The organism is Phenylobacterium sp., from assembly GCF_031360265.1.
GTDB lineage: Bacteria > Pseudomonadota > Alphaproteobacteria > Caulobacterales > Caulobacteraceae > Phenylobacterium.
Map to the genome: position 1 here is coordinate 1 of NZ_JANMBF010000112.1, position 5,235 is coordinate 5,235.

At 70.0% G+C, this 5,235-nt stretch carries 4 protein-coding genes; 2 read left to right on the top strand and 2 right to left on the bottom strand.

Annotated features, from left to right (window positions below; genetic code table 11):
* Positions 1–213 (top strand): ACT domain-containing protein (locus RMN86_RS10295; protein WP_309605755.1); only part of this gene is annotated, 213 nt, incomplete at its 5' end.
* Here the strand turns inward: RMN86_RS10295 and RMN86_RS10300 are convergent.
* Positions 210–1,589 carry an MFS transporter gene (locus RMN86_RS10300; RefSeq protein WP_309605756.1) on the bottom strand — a complete coding sequence of 460 codons (1,380 nt, stop codon included), beginning with the start codon at positions 1,587–1,589 and terminating at the stop codon, positions 210–212. The two genes, RMN86_RS10295 and RMN86_RS10300, sit on opposite strands and share 4 nt — an antisense overlap.
* 65 nt (positions 1,590–1,654) lie before the next feature.
* Positions 1,655–3,385 (bottom strand): alpha/beta fold hydrolase, encoded by a 1,731-nt coding sequence (locus tag RMN86_RS10305; protein WP_309605757.1) that lies wholly within the window; start codon positions 3,383–3,385, stop codon positions 1,655–1,657.
* 196 nt (positions 3,386–3,581) lie between these two features.
* Here RMN86_RS10305 and RMN86_RS10310 point away from each other — a divergent pair.
* Positions 3,582–5,235, top strand: a 1,654-nt coding sequence (locus RMN86_RS10310; protein ID WP_309605758.1) for a putative PEP-binding protein, incomplete at its 3' end; no start/stop codon positions are given.

The window sequence follows — 5,235 nt, forward strand, 5'->3', positions numbered from 1 at the left end:
AACGAGGACGTGGCCAAGGTCTCGGTGATCGGCGTCGGCATGCGCAGCCACACCGGCGTGGCCAAGACCATGTTCGGCGCGCTGGCCGAAAAGGGCGTCAACATCCAGGTGATCTCCACCTCGGAGATAAAGATCAGCGTGCTGATCGACGCGGCCTACACCGAGCTCGCCGTGCGCGCCCTGCACGCCGCCTATGGCCTGGACCAGCTTTAGGCCTTCACCGCCGAGCCGGTCAGCCGGAATGCCGCCCAAGTTCCCGCCACGGCCAGCGGGATCGCGGTGGCGAACACCCACACCGCCGAGGCCTGCGCCGTGGCGGCCGTCAGCCCGGACCCGAAACCCACCAGATTGGCCGTGACCCCGGCGATCGCCGCGCCGACGGCGGCGCCGGTCTGGCGCACCGCGGTGATCGCCGAGGCGCCGATGGCCCGGTCGTCGTCCGACAGCGCCGCCATGACGCGCCGGCTTAAGAAGCTCCAGAAGAAGCCGAAGCCCGCGCCCAGCAGGGTCGAGCCGGCGATCACCCAGCCCAGCGCCCCGTCACGCATCGCCCAGGTCAACAGGACAAGGCTGGCCACCACGCACAGCGATCCGAACCGCACCCAGCGGCCGTCCCACAGGGCTGAGGTGTCGGCCACCAGCAGGGCGCAGACCGTCCAGCCCAGCGCCTCGGCCCCGATCACATAGCCGGCCCACAGCGGCGACAAGCCCCGGAGCGTCTGCAGGATCGCCGGGCCATAGACTGACAGCCCCATCGACGCCGCGGTCAGCGCGAACATCGCGGCGTAGCCGGATCCGACAATGGTCTTCAGGTCCGCCGCCCGGTGCGGCAGCAGGCGAACGGCCGCGCGACCGTCCAGCTTCAGCACGACGCCGAGCAGCGCCAGCCCGGCCAGCACCAGGCCGCCGGCCGCCAGGGCGCCCCGGCTGATGTCGGCCATGGCGATCGCGCCGACGCCCAGGGTCAGGATACCGAGCTGAGTCCACGGCACCCCTGGCGCGCCCTCGCCCTTTGCGTCGGCCTTGAGCAGCCAGACGGCGGCGGCGCTGAACGCCACGGCCTGGGCGGCGAACAGCCAGAACACCATCCGCCAGGCGTGGGCCTGGGCGAACAGCCCGCCCACCAGAGGGCCCACCACCGTGGCGATCCCCCAGATACTGGTCACCGCGGCGAAAACCCGGGCCAGGTGCCGCTCGGGGAACATCAGCGCGATGGCCACCATCGAGAAGCCCGAGATCCAGCCCCCGCCGACCCCCTGCAACAGACGGCCGGCAAGGAAGATGGCGATGTTCGGACCCGCCGCGCTCATCACGCAGCCCGCCGCATAGGACAGCCCCGCGAAGACGATGGCGCGGCGCAGGCCGAACATCTCCGAGAGCCGCCCGGCGCTGGCCCCGGCCAGGATCGCGCCCACCAGGAACCCCGCCGTCGCCCAGCTGAAATAGCCGTAGCCGCCCAGCTCGGCGCCGACGCTGGGCATGATGGTGGCGGTCACCAGGCTGTCGGCCGCACTCAGCCAGACGCCCAGACAGATCAAGGCGAAGCGCGGCAGCCGACCCTCGCCGAGCAGGTCGGCCCATCCTTTCAAAGCAGGCGGGCCCTTTGAGCCGGGTAGGCTGTGGTCCATCCCGGCGCTCTAACCCAGGTCGCCGCTCAGCGCGAGCGCGCCGCCGGGGTCGGCAGTTTGAAGCCCGGATACCAGTGCGTCGCCGTCCCCGCCGTCACGTACCAGCTGAGCAGCAGGGCGCAGATCAGCGCGCCAGGCACATAGGAGTTGGTCCGCCGATAGGTGATCGCCGCGATGGCGCCGACCGTGGCCAGCAGCGGCACGAACTGGATCGCCACGATGGTGTTGAGCGGCTCGGTGGGGGTGAACAACAGGCCGGTCTGGAACAGGCTCGCATATTCCACCACCAGCAGGACGACGAACCCCAGGCTCATCGCCACCTTCCAGCTGCCGGCCTGCCAGATGAAGCCTTCGCCCCGGACCCCCAGGTTGGCGCAGAGCGCCCGGAGCGCCACCAGGAAATAGAGCGCCCAGAGCGCCAGATAGGGGATCGCCATCAGCGCGTGGCGGCCGTCCAGCGGCTTCAGGCCGAGCACCCAGAACCGGAAGTCGACCTTGAACACCAGATCGACGAAGACCAGGGCCAGGTAGCCCACAGCGACGGTGGCCACAGCAATCGCCGCCGACTTGACCCAGTTGGTGGTGAACACCGGCTTGCCGCCGCGCAGCACCAGGCCGATCCCCACGCTGATCACCGCGTTGGCCAGCGCCCAGACCAGCAGCTGGTTCTGGATGTACTGCGGAAACAACGGCATCGGGAAGAACAGCATCCCCAGCTTCATCAGCGGATAGAAGGTCAGCGCCGGGACCGCCGCGGTGAGCAGGAAGGCCAGCCACCACTTGCCGCCGCGCCGCTCAGCCACAGGCTGAGCCGGATGGTTCAGGCTGGCGAACAGCGGAACCGTGAGCAGCACCTCGAACGTCCCGATCAGGAGGCAGATCAGGCCGATGAACCCGACGCCCGTGCCGATGTCCTTCCAGAGCCAGATCTGCTCGGCGGGCGCGCGGGGGCTGGCCTCTCCCACCAGGGTCTTCTGGAACCAGTCCACCGCCCCGCCGACGCCGGCGCGGCTGAAATGCTCCCACGGGTGGGTCACCGGCGGGTTTTCCAGCACCCGGGCCCCGCCGTCGGGAATGGCGCCATAGATCTTGCCGACCACCACCGGGCCGTCGACGCCGAACGCCTTGGCGAGCTTGGGCGACGTGGCCACCAGCGATCCCTTGGGCACGCCCCACATCAGGGCCGAGAACTCGTCGAACTGGCCGAACACCACCGCCAGGTTGTTGATGTGAGCCGGCGCCTTGGCGCCCAGGAACCCTGGCGTCGAGCCTTCCAGCACCATGGACCGATAGCCGTCCGGCTGGGCCGCCGCGGCCGCCACCACCGGCACACCACCCATGGAGTGGCCCTCCAGGCCGATATTGTTGCGATCGACGAACGGCAGGCTCTGCAGGTAGCGCAGCGCCGCGGGGCCGCCCAGATCCTTCACCTGACCCACCGCCCCTTGCGAATAGCCGTGGCCGACCATGTCCATGGCCAGCACCACATAGCCGCGCCGGGCCAGCTCGATGGCGAACGGGCTCTGCATCTCACGCGTGTTGATGTAGCCGTGGCTGGCCAGCACCGCCGGCGCCGGGTGGGTCGCCGTGGCCGTCGCCGGCACATAGAGCAGACCCGACTGGGTGAGGCCCTCATCTCCGGCGAACCGCACGTCCTTCAGCGCCACGCCGCCGGAGGTCTGCACGGCGTGCGCCAGGAACGATCCCGCCAGGATCAGCACCCAGCCCAGGATGAAAAAGCCCCATTTCCGCAGCATGGCGTCCCCCCAAGGACCGATGGTTGTTGTCGTTGGCGGGGACGATGGGGCCGCTGGCGGGAAACCTCAACCCTGGCGCCCATCTTCTGAGCAGCCGCCGCAAACGATGCAGCGCGGTGTTTCCGTCTCCGGATCGACGCTTAAACCTGCTAGGGAGCGGCGAAGAGCAGACCACCAGGGAGGCGACCGCCAGATCATGGCGACACCGGGCATAGCCATACGCGGTCAGCGCAGTCTGCTTCGGCAGATCCGGGAGGCGCTTGCCGGCGGCGCCCCGGCGCAGACGCGCCTGGACATGGTGGTCCGCATCATCGCTCGCTCGATGGTCGCCGAGGTCTGCTCGCTCTACATGCGCCGGGCCGCCGAGGAGATGGAGCTCTTCGCCACCGAGGGCCTGGATCCCGCCGCCGTCCACGTCACCCGCATGAAGCCGGGCGAGGGCCTGGTCGGCGAGATCATGAAGCTCGGCCGGCCGCTGAACCTGGCCGACGCACCGGAACACCCGGCCTTCTCCTACCGCCCGGAAACCGGCGAGGACCCGTATCATGCCTTCCTGGGCGTGCCCCTTCTGCGCGGGGGACGGGCGATCGGGGTGCTGGTGGTGCAGAACCGCACCGCGCGCGTCTATACCGACGACGAGGTCGAGGACCTGCAGATCGTCGCCATGGTGCTGGCCGAGATGGTCGCCGCCGGCGAGCTGCTGGGCGCCAACGACCTCAAGGGCGTCGAGATCGCCCCGCACCGGCCCGAGCGGCTGAAGGGCTCCAAGTTCGGCGACGGCCTGGCCTACGGGGTCGCCGTGCTGCACGAGCCGCCGGTCGCGCCGTCGCAGCTGCTGTCGGAGGACGTGGTCGCCGAGGAAGCCCGGCTGAGCGCGGCCATCGGCGCTCTGCACGCCCAGATCGACCAGATGCTGGAGGGCAACGCCGGCCTGGTGGATGCGTCGTTCGAGGTGCTCGACACCTACCGGATGTTCGCCCACTCCGACGGCTGGAACCGCAACCTGGTGGACGCCGTGCGCAACGGCCTGACCGCCGAGGCGGCCGTCGAGCGGGTGCGCTCCGAACACCGCGCCCGCCTGGGCCAGGCGCGCGACCCCTATCTGCGCGAGCGCCTGCACGACCTGGAGGACCTTAACGACCGGCTGCTGCGTCACCTGTCGGGCGAGGGCCACGTGGCCCGCGACCTGCCCGAGAACGCCATCCTGATCGCCCGCAACCTGGGGCCCGCCGACCTGCTGGAATACGACCGCAAGAAGCTGCGCGGCCTGTTGCTGGAGGAAGGCTCGGCCGCCAGCCACGCGGCGATCGTCGCGCGGGCGCTGGACATCCCCTGCGTGGGCCGGCTCTCCGGGCTGCGCGACCGGGTCTCCGAGGGCGACATGGTGATCGTCGACGCGGAAACCGGCGAGGCGTACCTGCGTCCGCGCACCGACGTGGTGAAGGCGATCCAGGCCCGCATCGACGTGCGCCGCCAGCGCCGCGCCGAATTCGCCAAGCTGCGCGACACCCCGGCCTTCACCCGCGACGGCGCCAAGATCATCCTCTTGATGAACGCCGGCCTTGACGTCGATCTGGAGAGCCTGGGCGAGACCGGGGCCGAGGGCATCGGCCTGTTCCGCACCGAGTTCCAGTTCATGGTCTCAGAGGAGATGCCGCGCTTCAACGCCCAGACCGCACTTTATCAGCGGGTGATGGACGCAGCCGGCGACCTGCCCGTGACCTTCCGCACCCTCGACCTCGGCGGCGACAAGGTGCTGCCCTACATGGAGGCCGAGCGGGAGGACAATCCGGCGCTCGGCTGGCGCGCCATCCGGATGGGACTGGATCGCCCCGCGCTGCTGCATCCGC

What these genes read in the sequence shown, in the direction of transcription:
- RMN86_RS10305 (WP_309605757.1), bottom strand. Translation starts at nt 3,385, where the DNA reads ATGCTGCGGAAATGGGGCTTTTTCATCCTGGGCTGGGTGCTGATCCTG.